This window comes from Marinobacter sp. V032 (genome assembly GCF_052645435.1).
Genome location: NZ_JBQXYE010000002.1, coordinates 446,961 through 466,032, shown reverse-complemented (window position 1 = coordinate 466,032; position 19,072 = coordinate 446,961). Strand labels below are relative to the sequence as shown.

Genomic DNA, 19,072 nt, shown 5'->3' with positions numbered 1-19,072 from the left:
AGCTTGGTCGTGCGCCAGCAAATGCCAGCTGAGGTGAGTATCCCGGGAGGGTGATATCGATGTATGTAAGACGGTCTTACGCCTCAGTTCCGGCGAGAAAACAGGTTAATGCGAGGGAGTGCGCTGTCGGGAGATTCGGGCGATTGGGGTGAAGTATAAGGTTCACCCCAAACAGTAGCACAGGCAGCAACAGGCTTCCGACAGGAATCGTGACTTCCGAATACCAAAAAATCGGGGCCGTATTATTGGCCCACGGCGTCGTACGTCATCGCTACTTCCGGCTTCTGGATGAAGTGGCCCTGAAAGTTGCGAATGCCCCGCTCCCAGAACCAGCTTAGTGCTTTGGTATCTTCTACGCCTGCCACTATGATCGGCAAACTGGAACTGAACGCTGCGCCAAGCTGACGTATTAGCTGATCCAGGGGGGCCTTCAGTTCAGTTCGTGCGCCTAGGCCTGGAATCAGTTTGACGAAGTCCACGTGCTCTAGTTCCTTTATCAGATCGACCGCTGCGCTATTGAGATCAACATGTTCGACGATCACCCCGCAGTTCATCTCTCGAAGGGCTTTTACAATTCGCTTTGCCCTTGGAACATCTCTCAAAAGGATGGGGTTGGAGAGCGCGAAAAAGAAGCGACGCTTACCTTTGATTCTGGAGTTCCGAATTGTGTTGCTAATAAACGGTATCAAGTTTTCAAGATCGCTCATAACTGACGATAGCTTGATAATGACAGAGTGACTCGCAGAGGATTTACCTTCCAGATGAGAAAGCTCTTCGACGGCATGCTCAATAACCCAACGGTCGAGCTCATAAAAAGCCCCCTTATCGCCTGAACGCATCAATTGCATGAATTGAGCCGGCAGATAGATTGAATGGTCTTCATCAACCAATCGAACCAATGCTTCAAATAGGGTGTCACTGGTCTCCATGTTCACAATTGGCTGGTAGTAAAGTGTGTACGCACGCGCGGCAATCAGTTCCTGCATGCGAAGATCAAGCTCCGCCTCCGTTGTCGGCTCAGGAGGCTGCTGCCATTTCACTTGATTGCCGCCCGATTGCATGGCCGAGGCCCAAGCGGACTCTACTTCCATCAGCGCAGTGTCTTCATCTCGGGTGTAATTGAGGGGCAGCACTCCCATACTCAAAGTGATGGGTGTGGCATCATCGCCAAGTGCCCAGGCCTGCTCACCCATCTGGTGGTAAAATGTGTCAATGAACGCCTCATCGTCCCTATCGCTCCCGGCCGGAGCGTTGAGCTGGAACAGAAAACTGCTGTCGCCAATGAGGCAGCCTGAATCCTCCGCCGTCAGTTGATTGGAAAAGTAGCGTTCCATCCGGGCAGACAAGCTAATGAGCGCGCGAGCGCCGTGGCGCGCTTTAAGGTATTCCTCGCGATCGATACTGACCTGGACAAGATAACGACTGCAATCTGTCGGCCTGGTGTCAGTGTTGGCAAGCAACGCCCCCAGTTCAGTAATAAAATAATCGCGATTTTGTAGCCCACTCTCTTCTTTGCGTTGGCTGACCTGTTTGATCCGTGAGGCCACCATTTTTGCTTTCTCAATGTGCTGCTTTAAAGCGCGCAGAAACGGCTCGGTATCAAGCGGTTTCTGGAAGTAACTGTTGCCAGCGATGCTGTGCTGTTCAAGCTGTGCCGAAACATCAGTCGAGGCTGATACGAATAGAATCGGGATTGTCATGTAGTTGGCATCCTGACGCAGTGCGCGGGCCAGTTCGGCGCCTTGGCAGCCCGGCATATCATGGTCGAGCACGATCGCATCCGGATGAAATTCTTCAATACGCTCTAGAATACGAACAGGTTGGGACAGGCAATCGACGTTATAACCTTCTGCCATCAAGGTGGTTTTATAGTAAGCGAGCAGGTCTTTGTCGTCGTCGACCCAGAGAACGCGGGGGTGAATCGAGGTCTTGTCACCTAATAATTGTTCGAGCCGTTTTTCAAGAAAATCGAGATCCAGGGGTTTGGTCAGATAACTATCGGCACCTGCCCTGAGGGCTCGCATTCGAGCGACCATATCCGTTCTCGCCGACATCATGATCACCGGCGTGTTATAGCCGGCCTGACTTTTCAGGCGCTCAAGCAACGCGATGCCTTCCAAAGCACCCTCGGGAAAGCTGATATCAAGGAGTATCAGGTGGTGGTTGTAGTCGGCGGCACGCGCGTTATAGGCATCAGGATCCTCGAACATTTCTGCCGCGTACCCAAGTCGCTGCAGCCATGCCTTTAGTAGTTCTGCCTGATTCGGGTCGTCTTCAATGACGGCGATTCCGTACTGCGCGTTGAGCGGCTGCTCATACTCCACCTCGGCATTAAGCGGTTCTCTATCTGTATCAGCTTTAGTGGCAAGCTCTATGGTCTTTGATAGCGCGGTGACAGCATCATCAATTTGCTTTCTCTCGGCGGGGTCGGCATCTGATTTTGTCAGCAGAACCTGTAAGTGCTTCTCAAGTAGTCTGGCTTTCTCGCTAATATCGGGGAACTGGAACGTCGCCCCGCTGCCGACCAGTTTGTGGGCACACTGATCCATGAACGCCAGGGCCTTGGGGTCCCAGCTCACATGCTGAAGCCGCGCCCAGGAGGCACTAATTTCGTCCATACGGTCTGGCAGGCCCTGTACATACCGATGTTTGAGCGCTTCGAGCTGCTGCTTCGGGCTGATTTTGTCCATCATTGTCTCCTTCTGTCGGTTAGATATGCCCGCACTTGCTGAAACAGACAGAAACTCGAAATAACGGGTTCTGGAACCAGTGCAGTGTAAGCTCGCTCTCACCTGAGTTGTAAAACATCGTAACCTACTGGATATCACTTCGAAACAGCGCTGCGAATTGTGACCTGGTCACAAGGTGTCCGCTAACACTTATCCGTGATTACCGCTGGTGCCAGCGCTTACTGCCGCTCTGTTTTCGGCTATCCATTGAAGAGGTGCGCAATAAAAGCAATCGTTTAATCCCCCAGAAATGTCCACGTATTGGCGGAGGTCAACTTTATCTTTAATGGTATGTAATCCACCTCTGGAATTTTGGCCAGTAGTGAGACTGCAAGACCAGGGCAGCCGAGCTGCCCTTCATAGGGTTTAATATAAATTTTTGAGGTCATGATCTGCTCAGTCAAGAGGATCTGTGTGGCCTAGAGCAATGGTTACTGCAGCCTTTCATGGCTGAAACAACAAGATGTCACCACTCATAAAAAAATAATCTGGAGGGTTTGTCGTCCGTTCATCAGCAAAATTTGAAATTCGTGCGAATGAAATGGTGATTAGCGAAGCTTACTTGATGAACCCTCCAGTCGCCTGAATAATACCCAGCGCGCTTCCAGGGGTAACCCAAATGGCGATGGCCATGCTCTGTTGCCCAGCATCTGGGATCGCCGGCAGCTTCAGTGACCAATATTTACTGCCGGCAACTGAAATCATCTTTAGCACGACAAAATCATGTGACAACAACTTGCCACGGTTTTCACCGGCTTTGACTTCTGTAGTCAGGCCCATCCCGAGTAATGCAACGTGCAATCGCCCAGCATGGGCGCCATTGAAATTGGCCTCAAGTTGTCCGTCGTCGCCAAGGCGCGCTTTTAGCTGACCGACGTTCTGTTTGTCATCGTTCCATGACCGCTTGCCCCGAAACCAGTCACGCCATTCCTGACTGTTGATGACGATGCCAGGTGTATAGGATTGGCTGACGCGCCCTTCCCGCACGTATTCCCGCTGGCGCTCGGTGTATTCCGGCTTGGCAAAGGGATCCTCCCAGCCAATGTAATCCCAATAATCCACATGAAATGCCATTGGAATGAATCCAGAGAAAAGCGCGGGATTAGTTTTGAGTGAAGACAACCATTTATCAGCAGGAGGACAGCTGCTGCAGCCTTCAGATGTAAACAGTTCGACCACGTCTGTTTTAGTGGAACCGCTTTGCCATTCTTGCGCTGTTGCAAGCGATGGCAGGAGACATATCAATAGAATGGAAAGCCGGAGCATAGAGGCCTCGCTTTTGTAATCTGTCAGGGAGCCGCAAATGGGCTCTCCCTGTGTTGTTACATTTACAGACTACGCAGAGGCCTTGGCCGAAGTGTCACATTTCAATCACTTTATCGTTACAAAACGGGTCGCCGGACCCACTCGGGCCGCTTTATTATTCCTTACTGGCCCTTTCTGCTGCTCTCCGGTTATCAATGTCTTCCTCTCGGTTTACATGGCGGAATGATGAAGCCGACGAAAAATTGGTCGCGTTCAGCTTCTCGACGTTTTTGCGCAGCTTGTGACGGTGCCAGTATGAGGACAGGCGTTTGGTATTCCACGAGGCAGGTATTAACGCATAGCGCCCATTGTCTCGCTTGAGATCAAAGCTGCGCTCAGCGCCAATCGGCATATCCTCCGGGCCATATATCCCGATAAGACGAAGTGTCAGGCGGGTGAATTCAAGATCCCCCTGAGGCACCGTGCCACGCATCCGGATACCTTCATCCCGGGCAAGGCGCTGTATCAATTCACTGAATGTGCCGATATGGAAAAAATCCCCCGGCTTGATCGGTCCCTGACGGGTATTGTCGCTGACGTTCGATGGCTTTGTGGTCTTCGGTGAAGGACCCTCACCCTGCTCTTCGTCTCCCTCTTCGTACTCTTGCTCGAAATCGGTGACATCCATGGTGATGGTGCCCTCCGATGTTTCCAGTTCGGCGATGATGTACTCGATAAAAAGCGATTCCGCACTCATGTTGCTGATAAGGCACAGAGCGTCGATATCCTTGTTTCGACCCCGGTTGATAATCAGGCGCGGACGGCGTTGCCGACGAAATCCCAGATACAGTAATTGGGCGTAAACCAGCCAGATAACCAGCGAACCAAGACTGGCGATTACTGAAAGCACTTCCTTGTTCGCAACTATCCAGTTGTACATAGCGGTGGGAGCCCCCTGCTCCGTTAATTTTATGTGCCGATTAATTGAGACTCTCGAAAAACGCTTGCGGGCCCAACTGATAATTAAAGTCACGCACGCCTCGTGCGGTAAACAGTGGGCCCGGATCTGTAAAAACGGGGCAGGCTTACCCGCCGAAAGGACAGGTCAGGTACCTCTGAATTTCAGAGGTGGGACACCCTGGTTGGCGAGTTCGGGGAAATCATCGTGCATAGACAGCGCATCACAGTTTTTCCTGGCCCCCAGAAATTCCGGCCGTTCGTGTTTTGCGCCGTATGGCTGCCCGAGCTTGTTATCGACGCTGTTGTAGACGAAGAACAGATTTGATCGCGGCCATGGTGACATGTTCTTGTTGGAGGCGTGCAGAGTGTTGCACTCAAACAGCAGAAGCGACCCGGCAGGGCCTTTTGGCGCCTCGATTCCACCCCGATCTGCTAGCCACGCCAGCGCATCCCGATCCGGCGTACCAAGACGCTGGGCTTTAAGTGAATCTTTCCAGTTGAGGTCCGGCGTTTCGCCGACGCAGGGCACGTAATAATGGTGCGATCCGGGGATCAGCATCAGGGGCCCATTGAACTCATTGTTGTCCGTAAGCATCAGCGAAGCACTGACCGCACGCATGCGCGGCATGCCATCCTCGGCGTGCCAGGTCTCGAAATCGGAGTGCCAATCAAACCCACTGCCCTCAAAGCCGAACTTGTCGTTGATACGGGATTGATGGATATAAACCTCGCTACCCAAAAGCTGGCGCACCATACCCAATATGCGGGGATCACGTGTCAACCGGCTAAAGTGGTCCGATATCTCATGCATGGCAAAAACCGATCGTATTTCGCCGGTGTTCGGGTCATTGATAATCTGATCCGATTTATTCAGCTTTTCGTCTTTCGCCATTTCCTTGAGTTCTTCAAAGAACGGCATCATCCGTTCCTGGTTGAAAAAGCCTTCGAACCAGAGAAAACCATCGCGCTCGTAACGGGACAAGGCGACTTCATCGAGAGGCCCTTCCCACCGATGCTGGTTACGTGAATGAACCACCGGATCAGACCGCAGGAACGGATCCATCGGCTTTTTGAGTCGTGAAGGAAAAGGATCATTTTGCTGTGTCATAACCTGCTCCTTAAGTATCAGATTCAAAAATTCGGTTATTGAGATTTAACCTCAAACAACCTCTGTAACTGATTGATATATTATGGAGTATTCATCATCTAAACGTAGCAACAACGTAGCAACTATCTGATTGCCCGTTGTTTTATATAAAAGCGGCAGTTCTAAATACTAGGGATGCATCCGGTGGACTTCAACATCATAGGTTTGGTATTAAGTAAGTTTAACGTAACTTACTTATACGCATATTCAACTACCCTGAAAGGCCCCCTTTTACCGCTAACTACGCGTTTGTAGGTATCTTTTTTCACCCGGATAGCGCCTATCATTTCGCCATCCTTAAAAGGTCATTATTAAACGTTGTTTTATTGGAGAGTTTGGAAGTGAAATCAGTATTGGGTGTTATCGGTAAGTGGAGAAAAAAGAGAGAATTTGCGTATTTGGTTGAACGTATGGATGAGCGATTGTTGCTCGACGTGGGCTATTCCCGCGAGCAGGCGACGCAGCGCCTGAGCACGCCGTTCTGGAAGTTCGACTGATACCAGATTGCCCGTAAGCCGCCGTAGATCTGCTATGGCGGCTCATATTTCTCCGCCTGATCCCTCCTCCGTCTTTGACAAACCGCTAATTACCCACCGATACCACAACGTGTACGATGAAATTGACATCGAGTCTTGCTGACCCGCTTTTGCAGAAGTTCATCCGGGCCAGCGTTCATCAGGGAAACGTTACGCATGATCTACGCACGCATCACCGGTACGGGTTCTTATCTACCCGAGAATGTCGTTACCAATAAAGATCTGGAGCGCACGGTGGATACCACTGACCAGTGGATTCGCGAGCGTACAGGGATCGAACAGCGTCATGTGGCGCTTAAAGATCAAACCACGGTGGATCTTGCAGAAGTCGCCTCCCGGCGAGCAATCGAAGCAGCAGGCCTTTCCCCTGAAGAAATCGATCTGATTGTTTTCGCCACCTCCACGCCAGACAAGATTTTCCCGAGTTCTGCCTGCATTCTTCAGGCACGACTGGGTATTCACGGCTGCCCTGCTTTTGATATTCAGGCGGTGTGCAGCGGGTTCGTCTATGCCCTTGCAACTGCAGACAAATTTGTCAAAACGGGCACCAGTCAAAAGGTGCTGGTTGTGGGCGCCGAAGTTTTCTCGCGCATCGTGAACTGGAAAGATCGCGGTACCTGCGTGCTATTCGGCGATGGCGCAGGCGCAGTCGTTCTCGAGGCCAGTGAAGAAACCGGTATTCTTTCGACCCACCTTCACGCAGACGGTCAGTACGAGGAACTGCTGCATGTGCCCTGCGGCATTTCAAACAACTTTGACCAGGTAATGGCGGGCAATGCCTTCATCGAAATGAAAGGCAACGAAGTGTTCAAGGTAGCCGTCAACACACTCGGTCAGATCGTTGACGAGACCCTGAGCGCCAACCAGATGCAGAAATCCGATATCGACTGGCTGGTGCCTCACCAGGCCAACCTGCGGATTATCAGCGCAACGGCCAAAAAGCTGAACATGTCGATGGATCAGGTGGTGGTGACCGTAAACAAACACGGCAACACCTCCGCCGCCTCTATTCCTTTGGCGCTGGATGTTGCTGTGCGGGATGGCCGTATCAACAGGAATGACGTCATCCTGCTGGAGGCATTTGGTGGCGGGTTTACCTGGGGCGCGGCGCTCGTTCGGTTTTAGCCGCACTGCAATCCCCGTTAAGTGCCAATTAAGATAATCATTTTCCAGTTAATTGTTTTGCCATTTAATGGGTATGTCCGTCCGCGTTGTGGTCTCTTGACTCGTCAGCGCCGGTCTTCGCTGCTTTCTGCCCAGTATGGTGGTCTTCTGCACCCGATGCATCATCCTGATCGTGGTGGCCTGGCTCACCATGCCTCTCGCTGGCGGAACTATGATCTTGGGGAGCTTCATCTTCGTGATGATTTGATGATGTCATCATGGCGCTCATATCGCCGTGCTCGTGGTTGTGCCCATCATCGTGGTTTGAGGCTGATTCGCCGCCAGACTGCTTCGCCATGGCACTATATTCTTGCTCAGACAACTCTGGCAGTTGCTGCAAAAAGGCCGTCAGTTCCCATATTGCCTCTTCGTCGTGAGAGCCGCCCCAGGCCGGCATGCCGGTCATTTTGATGCCATTGCTAATCACCCAGAACTGCTTTTCGGGGGTACTGTGACCGCCTTTTGTTAAGGCCGGTGGCGTGGGGTTAAGGCCATCGCGAATCAGCGATGAGTCCTGGCCCGGTTTGAGGTGACAGGCAGCGCAGAGGGAATCATAGGCGCGGGCTCCCCGTCGTATCATTTCGTCGTTATTAAGATCGGGTGCCTTGATATTCTCGATGCGGGCGCCTACGGAGCTATGCATCGTCTGGTGTAAAGCCCAGGTTTCGATAGACGAGTGCTCATCTCTGGCAGACACATTATAAATTCCGCTGAATATGAAAATCAGGCCGCCTCCCCCCATGACAAGCAGTGTTGCGACTACTCCGTAAAGAAATTGCATAGGCTCTCTCCATTGTTCTCTCGTTATTAAAATTAAACCGCCCAGTTACCAGGGCGGCTTCTCTTTCCGTACAAATCGGCAATCAGAACATCACCTTCGCCCCGATGACGGCGTACCAGTCGTCCGTCGAGTCGCCACTGGCCTTGGCCATATCTTCTGTGTCGCCATATTTCCGCTCGTTGACGATGCCGATGTAGGGCGAAAACGCCCGATCAACAACGTCATAGCTCAATCGCGCACCAAGTTCTGTGCTGGCGAGGCCTCTGCCGATACCAATTTCCTTGTCCTCTGAAAAGGAGATCGTGGTATCAAGCCCCAAGGTCAGAATCAGCCGATTGGTGAACAGCAACTCGTATTCGGCGTCTATCTCTGACGATGTTTTGCCGTCGTCACCAACATACAAACTGGCGTCAATTTCGAACCAGTAAGGTGCAAGGCCAGCCACCCCAAGCACGGCGTAGGTCCTGTCAGGGCCTTCAGGTGTATCAAACCGGACCCCGGCCTTGGCATCAAAAAAGGTCGAAATCGGTGTTTGCAGTACCAGTTGGTTTTCGAGCTGTTCATAGGCTTGTTCATCAATGTCGTATTCGCCTTTTGTCAGCCATCGCACCTTCAATTCATCGGTACCGTAAAACGCATCGCCATCCCAGCTACCGAGGTCTTCGTCATTATCGCTGTAGCGGTATTCGAGCTCCTCAAACTGTACGCCCCAAAACTGCTTTGCGGTCTGAACATCTATATCTTCAGCCAATGCGCTCATAGACATTAGCGCCGCTGTCGCAGTAAGTGCGGTTGCAAATAGTGAACGCAACATCATGCATCACCTCCAGTTGCGGCCTTGCTATTTGCCTCAGTCTGGTCCGGACCGCCTTCGACAATAATTTTTCGGAACATGCCAGTTGCTGCGTGGTAGGACAGGTGACAATGGAAGGCCCACTGACCAGGTGCGTCGACTTCTGTTTCCATATAGACGGTGGTGCCCGGCTGAACACTGATCACGTGCTTGACCGGATTCCATTTTCCAGCGCCAACATCAAGTATTGACCACATGCCGTGCAGGTGCATTGGGTGCGTCATCATCGTCTCGTTGACAAATTTGAAGCGCACACGCTCGCCATATTTCAGCCGAACCGGCTCTGCATCCTCGTATTTGATCCCGTTGATGCTCCAGGCGTAGCGTTCCATATTGCCCGTCAACCGCATTTCGATTTCACGAGTGGGTTCACGATCTTCATAAAGCGGCTTTTGAGCGCGCAAGTCGGCATACGACAGGAACTTGCCGCCGTTTGCAGCGCGGGGCTCAAGACCACTGCCCGGTGCGTAGAATGGATCAGTCGCTGATTCACCGGCTCCCTTCATAGCAGAGTGATCCATCCCTTTCATGCCCGACATACCTGAATGGTCCATGCCCTCCATATTTGCCATATTTGAGTGATCCATTCCCTCCGTGCCGCTCATGTTCGAGTGATCCATCCCTTTCATGCCCGAATGGTCCATTCTCTCCATGTTCGCCATATTTGAATGATCCATTCCCTCCATATCACCCATAGAAGAATGATCCATATCGTTCATCTCGGTCGCGGCTGGGTGTTCCATGTCGCCCATGCTTGAGTGATCCATCTCGTTCTGGCTGCCCATTGAGCTGTGATCCATCCCCTTCATGCCGACCATTGAAGAATGATCCATACCGCTCATGCTGCCGTGATCCATTCCCGCCATGCCCGACATGTCGGCCATAGTCAGTTTCGGCGCCGGGCGCATTTCAGGCACCTTACCCTCCTGTCCGGCTGTTGTAGCGAGCGTGCCACGGGCAAACCCGCTGCGTCCCATGGATTCTGCGAAAATGGTGTAAGCTTTATCTTTTTTTGGCTGGACGATTACGTCGTAGGTTTCAGCCACACCAATACGAAACTCATCAACGTTTACCGGTTGCACGTTGTTGCCGTCAGCTGAGACCACTGTCATGCCCAAACCGGGAATTCGGATATCAAAGTAGGTCATCGCAGATGAGTTGATAAACCGCAGTCGAATGCGCTCGCCCGGTTTGAAAAGTCCCGTCCAGTTTTGCGCAGGCCCTTTGCCGTTGATAAGCCCGGTAAACCCCTGCACATCTTCGATATCGGCTTTCATCATCCGCATATCGCCCCACATCAGACGATCCTGAAGCGTTGCCCAAATACCGTTTTCGCCAGAATCACGGAAGAAATCACCGACCGTTTCCTGTTGCCGGTTGTAATAGTCCGGCAGCATTTTCAGATTACGCATGATCCGTTCGGCGCTATGCGGGTGTTTGTCTGTAAGCTGAACGACATATTCGCGATCGTAGCGAAAAGGCTCGCGGTCTTTCGGCTCAATCACGATGGCGCCATACGCCCCGTTCGGCTCCTGAAAGCCTGAATGGCTGTGAAACCAGTAGGTGCCGCTCTGTTTGATTGGAAACTGGTAGGTGAAGGTTTCACCTGGGGCGATGCCTGCATAGCTGATCCCGGGAACACCGTCCTGCTTGAAAGGCAGTATCAGACCGTGCCAGTGAATAGATGTGGAAACGTTCAGGTTGTTGGTCACGTTAATTGTCACATCTTCTCCCTCCTTGAACCTCAGTGTCGGGCCAGGAGAAGCGCCGTTGTAGCCGATACCCTGTTTTACAAAGTCGCCTGTATTGATGGTGACGGGATCGACAGTCAGGTTGTAAGTCTCTGCAAGCACGAGTGATGGCAAGCTCAGGGTGACAATGCTCGCCATCAACATGTGTTTAAGTGTCATCTTTTATTCCTGCTGATTGGATATGCCGGCGCGTTGCAAGCGATAGCGATATCCGACATAACGTTAAAATGGAGCGCTTAATGTGCAGAGCTAAACTGAATTGATCCTGAATTCCTGAACATTCCAGTATTCAGCCGTAATTCAGAATGGTGTACTACAGTGGTGGCAACTGACTCGGAGCAGGCGAAAAACAATGAGATTGCTGTTGGTTGAAGATGACGAAATGTTGGTGGAAAACCTCAGGAAAACCCTTAGCCAATCAGGATTTGTCGTTGATCAGGCTTCTACTGTAGGGGTCGCCAAATCGCTCGGCGTGCAGGAAGACTATCGTGTAGCGATCCTCGATATGGGATTACCAGATGGTGATGGCTTGCAGGCGCTTCGTTTCTGGCGTGAAAAAAGACAAACCATGCCTGTATTGATACTCACTGCACGCAGCGACTGGCAAGACAAGGTTAATGGGCTGAAAGCCGGTGCAGATGATTATCTGGCCAAACCTTTTCATTCCGAAGAACTGATTGCACGCATTCACGCGCTTATCCGTCGGACGGAAGGACGCAGCGACGGCAGTATACAAGTCGGCGGTTTCGAACTTGATGAAGACCGACAGCAAGTCGCCACGCCAGATGGGCAATGGCATACCCTTACTGGCACGGAATTTCGCATGTTGCGTTGCCTTATGGGGCGCCCGGGGCGCTTGTTGTCAAAAGAAGAGTTGGTCGAGCAGCTTTACACGATTGATGACGAGCCTGCCCATAATACGATTGAAGCATATGTCAGGCGCCTACGGCGGATTGTCGGGAAAGATGCCATTTCCACCCAAAGAGGCCAGGGTTATACCTTCCATGCCTAACGCCAAACGCAGCCTTTCCATACGCGCAACACTGCTGCTATGGCTACTGCCACTTCTGGTTGTTTTCATGCTTGTCGCATGGTTTATCCACGGCGCCCTACTCGAGCGTATGACCCGGGATTTCGTACAGGACCGCCTTCATCAGGAAGCGGTATTTCTCGAAAATCAAATTCGCCGGTACTACCCTCAAGTTGATCCTTCCCTTTCCGCAAACCCCTATTTCGAGGATGTTCTGCACCACGCCTATGCTATCCGCATTGGTAGTCGCACCTGGGTTTCTCCTGAGAGTCTCAAGGGCATTATTAGTCCGCGGTTGAACCAACACGCCAGCGGCTTCATACAGCTTAAAAGCCCGGATGAATCGAATCAGGATTACGTCGCTTACCGCAAAGCGATCATTGTTGATGGCAACGAAGTCGTACTGTTAGTTGCCGAGGATATGAACGTACTGAATGAGAGTCAGGCAGACCTGCATGTCTGGACCGCTGTCGTCGCGGTTGGTTTGCTCCTTGTTTTGTTTGGACTGGTTTTGCTGGCCGTTTACCTAGCACTCAAGCCGGTTACTCAGCTCAAAAGTTCCTTGCAGCAATTACAGCGTGGCGAGCAGGAGCGGCTGGTCATCAACGCGCCTAAGGAATTTGTGCCGCTTATAATACAAATCAACCACTTACTTAACATACTTGATCAGCGGCTCAAGCGTTCAAGAGACGCGCTGGCTAACCTCTCTCATAGCGTCAAAACGCCAATATCTGTTATTCAACAGGTGTTGGAGGATACCGACCGCCCAATGAACGATGAGCTTCGCATTCGACTGGGCCGACGACTGTCCGAGCTTGATCGGCAGCTCGAATCGGAAATGCGTCGAAGCCAGTTCGCTGGTCCGGATGCGGGAAAACACGCCAGACCTATAAAACAAGTAAGGGATCTCGTGTGGATGCTTGGGCGCCTCTATCGCAACGTCAATTTCGAGCTCGATACTCGTCTTGAAGCTGAATTCAGTTGGCCGATAGAGGAGCATGATTTTAACGAAATAGTGGGAAACCTGTTGGATAATGCGGGTAAGTGGGCAAAGCAAAATGTCGTAGTCGTGGTTAAAAACAGCTCAATGAACCTGACGATCGCCGTTCGGGATGATGGCCCAGGGGTGCCGGAAAGCGAGCTAGATACCATGGGGGCTCGAGGGCTGCGGCTGGATGAACAGATGCCGGGGCATGGACTGGGTCTGGCAATCGTGCAGGATCTTACCTCTCGTTACCAAGGGGCGTTACTGTTTGCCAATGGGCCAGGCGGTGGTCTGTCCGTAGAAGTTCATCTGCCACACCCACAATCACGCTGAGAACAAAGTGATAACTGGCCCTGATCTCATCTCCGTTTACTTGGCAACTAACTCTCCCCGCTCAACAAATGCCTCTGAGAGCACTCGAATCGCGGAGTGTATAAATAATCCCGCTACACAGAGACCGACCAGAACATCGGGCCATACACTGCCCGTTATTGCTACTAGCCCTGCAGCAGCAATAACACTGACGTTAGCAATGAGGTCGTTGCGAGAGCAAAGCCATGTGGAGCTCATATTGAGGTCATCACTTCTGCGACGATAGAGCATGGCAAAGCAGATCGCATTGGCGATCAAAGCAGCAACCCCAATCGTACTCATTATTCCCAGATCGGGAAGATCGCCTTCGATTAGTTTTCTGGCTGCTTCTACAATCACCAGCATGCCCAATAGAAGCATCATGACGCCTTTAAAAATAGCGGCGTTGTTACGCAGGCGAGTACTGCGGTGCAAAACATAGAGCGTCAAAGCATAGACTGTCGCATCACCGAACATGTCCAGAGAATCAGCCAGCAAGGCGGTCGATCCGGCCAGCCAGCCTGCTGAAAACTCAACGAAGAACATCACCCCGTTGATCGCAAGTACGCTGTAGAGCACTCTCGCCTGCTTTTCTCTTAGCGCCAGAATGTCGGATGTTTTGTTTTCGCAGCAATTGGCCAAAAGACCGCCCTCCCTTTGAGAATGCCGAAGCCCGAGAGGAGCAAAATAAACCCTGAAGTCGTTACAGGGTCAAGCGCTGGTGTGATTAGCCTTCATCAATCCTGCCGATCTGGGTTGCCAGCCGTTTAGCCTCGTGTTGCTCCATCGCGAGCAAGGCGTCCGCCAATTCCTTGGCCTCAACAATTTCGGCTTTACCAGAAAGATTGTCATACAAGGCGATGACCTGATCGTGAAATTCAAATATTTCGCGACAGATCTGATCCGGTGTCAGGGTTGAATAATGCCCGTCGCAGCTTTGGTGAGATTTTACGGGCTTGTGATCAACATAGTCGTATACGCGGGTATTAAGCGTGTTGACATCCGCCTGCTTTTCAAACTCTGTAACGATCTGCCCTATTTCCAGTTCATGGCCGGCGATATATCCAAGCAGCATCTTCGCCCGTTCATCCTGATGTTTGACTGCACAGCCGTTTAGACAGTCCGAAAGGTGGAGGTGCCACAGGCGAGTCCATTCGATCAGATCAGCAAAGGTTTTTATTTCCATAAACACACCGTTCTTTTCGGTAAAAGCAGAAAGGTTTCGGGTAAGGGCTGCTCTTGGTGACTGTCATCCCGTTTCCCGCGTTGAGTTCTGATTACAAGTTAGCGTATTTAAGGCAGTACTGCTTGTCTTCCAACTTAAGGATAGGCAATCAGTTGCAGGTGTTGTGTGAGCTGAAAATACCCGATTGGCAGGGTTTCGGGATAACGGGGATGCCGGGCTTTCATCTGAGTGTGAAGGCCCGGCGGGTGACTATCAGGACTGATGCTGCTGCATCATGGTATATAGCGAATCCTTGAGATGGGCCCGCTCGCTTTTCATTTCGTTGAAGTGCTTGTCGTCAGTGGGCACGTCCCGGGATTCCAGGCCCCGGATCGATTTATCGAGTTGGTGGTACTGATCGCTCAGGTTGCGAAAATGATCATCCGATTCCCTCAGGCTATGTATGGTGTCGCAGTACTCGGGGAATTCCAGATGCAGTGCATGATTACTGATCGTCATACCTTTTTCCTCATTTGTTCAGTGATTGAACTTCTGAAGCGGCTCCTTCATCGGAGCCCTGATATTCAACACAGAGCCGGCGCCGGCTGAGCCTCAGGCGTCTCTTGCCCTGCATGATTACTTGGTAACCGGATGCTATATCCCTCTCTCAACAATGGTGGCCAGTGCGCGCCCGGCGATCTCGAATGACTGCCGCCGTGCCTGATGATCGTAGATTTGCCCGGTCACGATCACCTCATCAACTTCCGTACGCTCAACAAAACGCCTCAACCAGTCAGAAACCGTACTTTCGTCGCCAACAGCAGACTCCCGCAACGCATGTTTGACCTGCGCTCGCTCCATTGAACTGCCAATACTCTCCGGGTCGTCTACCGGTGGCTTCAAGGGCCCCGGCGTGCCGCGCCTGAGAGCCACGAACTGCTGTTCGATCGACGTTTTCAGGCGTTGACCGGCCTCTACCGAGTCAGCAGCGAATACATTTACCGCAGCGACGCAGTATGGGGATTGAAGGTATCGGGACGGTTCAAACCTGTGCCGGTAGACCGCAAGGGCCTCATCGAGCATGTCGGGCGCAAAGTGAGAAGCGAAAGCAAAAGGCAAACCCAGAGCGGCTGCAAGCTGCGCGCTGTAAAGGCTTGAGCCAAGCAACCATACCGGCACTTTTAGCCCGAATCCGGGTACCGACTTAACGCGTTGGCCGGGCGATAGAGGTTCAAAGTAGTGGAGCAGTTCCTGCACATCCTGCGGGAACTGTTGTGGGGCGCCGCCGGCAGGATCACGGCGCAGCGCCATCATGGTTTCACCGTCGGTTCCTGGCGCCCTGCCCAGTCCCAGATCAACCCTATCTGGATAGAGGGATGCAAGCGTGCCGAACTGTTCGGCGATAACCAGCGGCGCATGGTTGGGCAACATAACGCCACCGGCACCCACGCGGATTTTTTGCGTGCCCTCGGCAACGAAGCCGAGCGCGACCGCCGTTGCCGCGCTGGCGATGCCTGTCATGTTGTGATGCTCCGCCATCCAGAAGCGACGGTATCCGGCATTTTCAGCGCACTGCGCCAACTCCCGCGCATTCAATAAGGCTTGGCGCGCGTTACTGCCCTCAGTGATCGGGGCCAGATCCAGAACCGAGTATGCTTCCAAAACAACTCCTTATAGACGTAACTTCAGGCTGGTTCTTATCACCTTACCTGAAGCCATTTAACGGGTAAGTATCGCGAAGCAGCTTCGCCATTCAGTTGAGCGAAGCCGTGATGCTGACTGCTGATTCTGAACATCACGTCGCCCATTCGTCAAATAGGTTCAACCGGTATACCGTCACCTCCGGGAAACGGCCTCCTGGGTCAGAGGTAGCCGCCACTGAATCGGGCCGGAGCGAGCCCGAGTTGAACCCGCCAGAGTTGCAGGTAGTCTTCGGGCAATACGGCAAAACCTTCATCAGTCAGTTGAGTCTGGAAATCATCAGTGAGCATGGCTTCCAGCGGCGGTACCACAACGCTGCGGATATCACCCGATTCCGGCACATTGACGTAGACATAGTAAATGGCGTTTTCAGGTACGTGATTAAAATCCGCTTCAACTGGTTTGGCGTGTTCGTCGTCCTGATCTTTTTTAGCGGGCTGTTGCGGCAACTTGTAAGTAAGTGGCAATGCAACCGGCTGATAACCATAGGTTGAGGTAAAGGCTGCCACGGCCTCTTCAGACCAGGCGCCACGGGATAAGGCAGCATCGGCGCCACCGAGAATCACAACTTGCGGATCGGCTGAGACGGCCAGATTCTGGTTGGAAAGCAACGCCAGCAAGCGGTTGTCAGTTGGGTCAGCAGCGTGGGCAGGCGGTGTGAGCAGTGCCGTCAGCGCTATCAGCATCGCAGGTCGAACTGCCCGATTCAGAGTTGGGTGCTTCATTACGGCGTCTCCTTGCGCTGATCTTCAACGGTGTAAATCGTCCATTGAGGCACGGGTTTCGCTTCGTAATACATGACTCGAACAATCGTACGCCTCTCCCGCTTTTTGAGCACCTGCTGCATCATGGGGTCATCGTAAACCAGCTTGAGAACTCGGCTCGAATCGATGCCTCGCTGCTCAAGGGCGGTAATGATGCGTTCACCCCGGCGTTGGCCGAGTGCATGATTGTATTCATCGGTGCCCTCGCTGCTGGTATCGCCCACCAGGGCAATGCGGGCATCAGGGTATTCATTCAGTGTGGCCACCAGGTCTTCGATGATGGGCGCCTGATCATCCCGCAGGATGTAACTGTCGAAATCAAAGTTGAACACGAAATCAGTGTGCCTCGATTCAACCGCCCATTCTGAGCATCCTCGAATATCCACCAGGCTATCAAGGGGAGTATTGCCGCAGATGTCCCGAACATTGACGACGCCGTCGCCATCCTGATCCCGGATATCCAGCGTCTGCTCTCGTGAGTAGCTCTCTTCAATATGCGCTGACTGACAGCCGGCAAGGCCCACCAGAAGCCCTGACGCAATGCCCAGTCTGACGCGACGATAATTCAAAGCTGCCTTAAACATCATTGCACGCCCTCCCCGTTGCGCCACTCATTGGGATACGACACCCTCAAGGCGTAGCCCAGACGACCTGCTGAATTGAGCAGCCGGTAAGTGGCTTGTTGCTGGTCGTATCGGGTGTTGATGTAGGCCTTGCGAGCAACGAAGACTTCGACCTTGGCATTGAGCAAGTCGAGCAACGAGCGTTTGCCGAGTTTGAACTGGGTGATATAGGCGGTTTCGGCCAGCGTGGAGGCGTCAACGCTTTGGGCCTCGATCTGCTCCTGTTGTTGCAATGCGTTGTAGGCGTTCCATGAAAACTGCGTGCCTTCAACCAGCTGCTGTTCGGTTGTGTTGCGAATCGCAAGCGCCTCGTTGTAGCGCCAGTTAGAGGTGCGGCCAAGCGCCTTGTCACGGCCGCCGCTGTAGAGGTCGTACTCCATTACCAGCATCACTCTGTAGTCCTCATCCCTTCCTTCAAAGCCTGCAATGTCGTGACCGGAAGTGGCGTAACCTTCAATGCTGAAGCGTGGATAGTAGCCGGATTGACTGGCCCGCACTTCTTCCTTGGCGGCACTGATGTCCGAGATTGCAGCCTGTAGCTGGGGGTGCGTTTGCCGTGCCCAATCAATCGCCTGTTCCCGGGAATCAGGGAGCAGCGACGGATCGGTCACAGGATCGCGCAGATTGGCCGGTCGCTGGCCGACAAAGCGTTGGAAGGTTGCGGACAAATCGTTGTAATTGTTTCGAGCGGCTACCAGTGATGAACGGGCATTGGCCAGCCGGGCGCTCACCTGGGCAATATCGGCTTCATTGGCAAACCCGCGAGATGCCAGATTCTTCACGTCTTCCAGAATTTCCATGTGCCCTTGAACATGGCGCTCCGTCAGCTCAACCAGCTCTTCGGCCTTACGTACCTCCAGATAGATCTGGCAGACCTTGAGCGCCAGGTCTTCGGCAGCTGCGAGCAATTGCAACCGCTCGGAATCCGCTTCATATTCAAGTCGGCTGCTATTGGCGCGTGTGTCAAAGCCATTGAACAGCAACTGGGAAACACTGAGGCTGACCTGATCGCGGGTCAGATCCTCATCGAGTAACTGACCGGAACTGTATTCTGTATGTTCGGGGCCCACTTCGGCCCGAACACTGACCTGAGGCAGGTATTCGGACGTGACAACCTCACGCTGCTCCTCGACCGATTTAAGGCGCGCAAACCGCTCTTGCAGCGTTGGGTAGCTGTCGATGGCTGACGCTACGGCCTCCTCAAGTGTGATGGCATTTGCCGGCACTGAAGCACAGCAGGCCAGCGCGACTATCAGCTTTTTCATGGCATTCATGGTCGACCCGTCT

General features: G+C 52.6%; 17 protein-coding genes. 3 read left to right on the top strand and 14 right to left on the bottom strand.

Annotated features, from left to right (window positions below):
- Positions 1-242 precede the first annotated feature (242 nt).
- From ACUN9X_RS13650 to thpD, 4 genes are all read right to left on the bottom strand, one after another.
- Positions 243-2,693: a response regulator gene (locus tag ACUN9X_RS13650; protein ID WP_445473438.1), complete on the bottom strand. Its 2,451-nt coding sequence runs from the start codon at positions 2,691-2,693 to the stop codon at positions 243-245.
- A 594-nt stretch (positions 2,694-3,287) separates the two neighbouring features.
- Positions 3,288-3,995 (bottom strand): DUF1223 domain-containing protein, encoded by a 708-nt coding sequence (locus ACUN9X_RS13645; RefSeq protein ID WP_260037409.1) that lies wholly within the window; start codon positions 3,993-3,995, stop codon positions 3,288-3,290.
- A 154-nt stretch (positions 3,996-4,149) separates the two neighbouring features.
- Positions 4,150-4,914 carry a hypothetical protein gene (locus tag ACUN9X_RS13640; RefSeq protein WP_445473437.1) on the bottom strand — a complete coding sequence of 255 codons (765 nt, stop codon included), beginning with the start codon at positions 4,912-4,914 and terminating at the stop codon, positions 4,150-4,152.
- Positions 4,915-5,079: 165 nt separating this feature from the next.
- Positions 5,080-6,042 (bottom strand): ectoine hydroxylase, encoded by a 963-nt coding sequence (thpD, locus tag ACUN9X_RS13635; protein ID WP_260037413.1) that lies wholly within the window; start codon positions 6,040-6,042, stop codon positions 5,080-5,082.
- A gap of 731 nt (positions 6,043-6,773) precedes the next feature.
- Between thpD and ACUN9X_RS13630 the strand changes: the two genes are divergently transcribed.
- Positions 6,774-7,742, top strand: a complete 969-nt coding sequence (locus ACUN9X_RS13630; RefSeq protein ID WP_445473436.1) for a beta-ketoacyl-ACP synthase III — start codon at positions 6,774-6,776, stop codon at positions 7,740-7,742.
- Positions 7,743-7,806: 64 nt separating this feature from the next.
- Here the strand turns inward: ACUN9X_RS13630 and ACUN9X_RS13625 are convergent, their stop codons facing one another.
- The 3 genes from ACUN9X_RS13625 to ACUN9X_RS13615 all read right to left on the bottom strand — a co-directional run bounded on the left by ACUN9X_RS13625 (position 7,807) and on the right by ACUN9X_RS13615 (position 11,325).
- Positions 7,807-8,562, bottom strand: a complete 756-nt coding sequence (locus tag ACUN9X_RS13625) for a c-type cytochrome (protein WP_445473435.1) — start codon at positions 8,560-8,562, stop codon at positions 7,807-7,809.
- 82 nt (positions 8,563-8,644) lie between these two features.
- Positions 8,645-9,328, bottom strand: a complete 684-nt coding sequence (locus tag ACUN9X_RS13620) for a copper resistance protein B (protein WP_445473477.1) — start codon at positions 9,326-9,328, stop codon at positions 8,645-8,647.
- 47 nt (positions 9,329-9,375) lie between these two features.
- Positions 9,376-11,325, bottom strand: coding sequence for a copper resistance system multicopper oxidase (locus ACUN9X_RS13615; protein ID WP_445473434.1), 1,950 nt, complete (start codon positions 11,323-11,325; stop codon positions 9,376-9,378).
- A gap of 193 nt (positions 11,326-11,518) precedes the next feature.
- Here ACUN9X_RS13615 and ACUN9X_RS13610 point away from each other — a divergent pair, with 193 nt between their 5' ends.
- Together ACUN9X_RS13610 and ACUN9X_RS13605 are read left to right on the top strand one after the other, a co-directional pair.
- Positions 11,519-12,178, top strand: a complete 660-nt coding sequence (locus ACUN9X_RS13610) for a response regulator (RefSeq protein WP_260037418.1) — start codon at positions 11,519-11,521, stop codon at positions 12,176-12,178.
- Positions 12,171-13,514 carry a sensor histidine kinase gene (locus ACUN9X_RS13605; RefSeq protein WP_445473433.1) on the top strand — a complete coding sequence of 448 codons (1,344 nt, stop codon included), beginning with the start codon at positions 12,171-12,173 and terminating at the stop codon, positions 13,512-13,514. The genes ACUN9X_RS13610 and ACUN9X_RS13605 overlap by 8 nt, the downstream gene beginning before the upstream one ends.
- A gap of 36 nt (positions 13,515-13,550) precedes the next feature.
- Here ACUN9X_RS13605 and ACUN9X_RS13600 read toward each other — a convergent pair whose 3' ends face one another.
- From ACUN9X_RS13600 to ACUN9X_RS13570, 7 genes are all read right to left on the bottom strand, one after another.
- On the bottom strand, positions 13,551-14,174 hold the full coding sequence (locus ACUN9X_RS13600; protein WP_445473432.1) for a cation transporter: 624 nt from the start codon (positions 14,172-14,174) through the stop codon (positions 13,551-13,553).
- A gap of 85 nt (positions 14,175-14,259) precedes the next feature.
- Positions 14,260-14,718 (bottom strand): ATPase, encoded by a 459-nt coding sequence (locus ACUN9X_RS13595; protein WP_445473431.1) that lies wholly within the window; start codon positions 14,716-14,718, stop codon positions 14,260-14,262.
- Positions 14,719-14,970: 252 nt separating this feature from the next.
- Entirely contained in the window at positions 14,971-15,216 is a 246-nt protein-coding gene (locus tag ACUN9X_RS13590; RefSeq protein WP_260037422.1) for a YdcH family protein, read from the bottom strand.
- A gap of 135 nt (positions 15,217-15,351) precedes the next feature.
- Entirely contained in the window at positions 15,352-16,359 is a 1,008-nt protein-coding gene (locus ACUN9X_RS13585; protein ID WP_445473430.1) for an LLM class flavin-dependent oxidoreductase, read from the bottom strand.
- Positions 16,360-16,559: 200 nt separating this feature from the next.
- Positions 16,560-17,123: a hypothetical protein gene (locus ACUN9X_RS13580; RefSeq protein ID WP_445473429.1), complete on the bottom strand. Its 564-nt coding sequence runs from the start codon at positions 17,121-17,123 to the stop codon at positions 16,560-16,562.
- Entirely contained in the window at positions 17,123-17,749 is a 627-nt protein-coding gene (locus ACUN9X_RS13575) for an OmpA family protein (protein ID WP_445473428.1), read from the bottom strand. The genes ACUN9X_RS13580 and ACUN9X_RS13575 overlap by 1 nt, the downstream gene beginning before the upstream one ends.
- A complete protein-coding gene (locus ACUN9X_RS13570; protein ID WP_445473427.1) occupies positions 17,746-19,059 on the bottom strand; it encodes a TolC family outer membrane protein in 1,314 nt (437 codons plus the stop codon). The genes ACUN9X_RS13575 and ACUN9X_RS13570 overlap by 4 nt, the downstream gene beginning before the upstream one ends.
- Between the last annotated feature and the right edge of the window lie 13 nt (positions 19,060-19,072).

Bases quoted from the DNA above. Each gene is read 5' to 3' on its own strand.
- ACUN9X_RS13650 (WP_445473438.1), bottom strand. From the start codon at position 2,693: ATGATGGACAAAATCAGCCCGAAGCAGCAGCTCGAAGCGCTCAAACAT.
- ACUN9X_RS13645 (WP_260037409.1), bottom strand. From the start codon at position 3,995: ATGCTCCGGCTTTCCATTCTATTGATATGTCTCCTGCCATCGCTTGCA.
- ACUN9X_RS13640 (WP_445473437.1), bottom strand. From the start codon at position 4,914: ATGTACAACTGGATAGTTGCGAACAAGGAAGTGCTTTCAGTAATCGCC.
- thpD (WP_260037413.1), bottom strand. From the start codon at position 6,042: ATGACACAGCAAAATGATCCTTTTCCTTCACGACTCAAAAAGCCGATG.
- ACUN9X_RS13630 (WP_445473436.1), top strand. From the start codon at position 6,774: ATGATCTACGCACGCATCACCGGTACGGGTTCTTATCTACCCGAGAAT.
- ACUN9X_RS13625 (WP_445473435.1), bottom strand. From the start codon at position 8,562: ATGCAATTTCTTTACGGAGTAGTCGCAACACTGCTTGTCATGGGGGGA.
- ACUN9X_RS13620 (WP_445473477.1), bottom strand. From the start codon at position 9,328: ATGTCTATGAGCGCATTGGCTGAAGATATAGATGTTCAGACCGCAAAG.
- ACUN9X_RS13615 (WP_445473434.1), bottom strand. From the start codon at position 11,325: ATGACACTTAAACACATGTTGATGGCGAGCATTGTCACCCTGAGCTTG.
- ACUN9X_RS13610 (WP_260037418.1), top strand. From the start codon at position 11,519: ATGAGATTGCTGTTGGTTGAAGATGACGAAATGTTGGTGGAAAACCTC.
- ACUN9X_RS13605 (WP_445473433.1), top strand. From the start codon at position 12,171: ATGCCTAACGCCAAACGCAGCCTTTCCATACGCGCAACACTGCTGCTA.
- ACUN9X_RS13595 (WP_445473431.1), bottom strand. From the start codon at position 14,718: ATGGAAATAAAAACCTTTGCTGATCTGATCGAATGGACTCGCCTGTGG.
- ACUN9X_RS13590 (WP_260037422.1), bottom strand. From the start codon at position 15,216: ATGACGATCAGTAATCATGCACTGCATCTGGAATTCCCCGAGTACTGC.
- ACUN9X_RS13580 (WP_445473429.1), bottom strand. From the start codon at position 17,123: ATGAAGCACCCAACTCTGAATCGGGCAGTTCGACCTGCGATGCTGATA.
- ACUN9X_RS13575 (WP_445473428.1), bottom strand. From the start codon at position 17,749: ATGATGTTTAAGGCAGCTTTGAATTATCGTCGCGTCAGACTGGGCATT.
- ACUN9X_RS13570 (WP_445473427.1), bottom strand. From the start codon at position 19,059: ATGAATGCCATGAAAAAGCTGATAGTCGCGCTGGCCTGCTGTGCTTCA.